The 953-nt window shown below is 27.1% G+C and carries 1 protein-coding gene; it reads right to left on the bottom strand.

All coding sequences use genetic code 11. From position 1 onward, the window contains the following. Positions 1–110 precede the first annotated feature (110 nt). Positions 111–953 (bottom strand): CPBP family intramembrane glutamic endopeptidase (locus ACFQ13_RS06035; RefSeq protein ID WP_386115204.1); only part of this gene is annotated, 843 nt, incomplete at its 5' end.

Below are 953 nucleotides of genomic sequence, written 5' to 3'. Positions count from 1 at the left end.
CAACGTGTTTGTGTATGGTTAGTTGCGTGGTTAGGCAACTAAGTTAGCAAACTTAAACGAACCCGTGAAAATTCTGCAGGAATTTTCGCAAGTAGAGAAGAACCTAGCAATTAATTATACACGGTGTTAGCTGTAGTAATTTTCTTCATTCCGATTATTGTTATAATAATTCCAACTCCAAATGATAGCCAATAATAAATGTCAAAATTATAACCAATCAGCCAGTTGTCATAAGAGATTCCAATATTGTTTGTCGTAACTATAATTAAGTTTACAATGAAATGAAGCATTATACAATAACATATTTTTTTAGTTTTCAAATATATTATTCCGAGTATAATTCCGCTTATGAAAGTCGGTATTAAATTATTAGGTGTTTCAATATGCATTATTGAAAAACAAATACTTGAAGTAATTATTGCTGAAATTCGGCTATTATTTTTTAACAACTTATCTAATAGAAATTTTCGGTAAAATAGCTCTTCGATAATTGGTGCAATTAATATTGTAGAAATTAGTTTATAAATTAAATCAATATAATTTATTGCTGTATTTGAGCTATAGTTCGAAGGAATCCCTTGGTAATATTCCATTATTTTCGTAAAATCTAATAAAGGTCTGTTCAGAAAGAATAAACCAATTCCGATTAATGGCAGATATAAATATACTTTAGGATTATAATTCTGCATCCTTAGAGCTTTTTTTAAATCAAACTTTGGTTTCCAGAAAAAATAATAAATTATTAAAAACGAACCAATAATTGATATGTTATTGGTTATTCCTATTATGTGAGTAAAATTATCTGGTTTTCCAATAAAATACTTAATTGGAAGAAGTATTGCGAGTTGAATTATTGACCAAAATACAAATGCTAAAAATGTATATAAAAATGCTTTAATTATACTCATTATTTTTTTGGACGATTCGGTTTTTATTACAGCTAACGTTGTTGT

Source organism: Winogradskyella rapida, from assembly GCF_042675845.1.
Lineage (GTDB): Bacteria > Bacteroidota > Bacteroidia > Flavobacteriales > Flavobacteriaceae > Winogradskyella > Winogradskyella rapida.
This window is presented reverse-complemented; position numbering and strand designations above follow the sequence as displayed.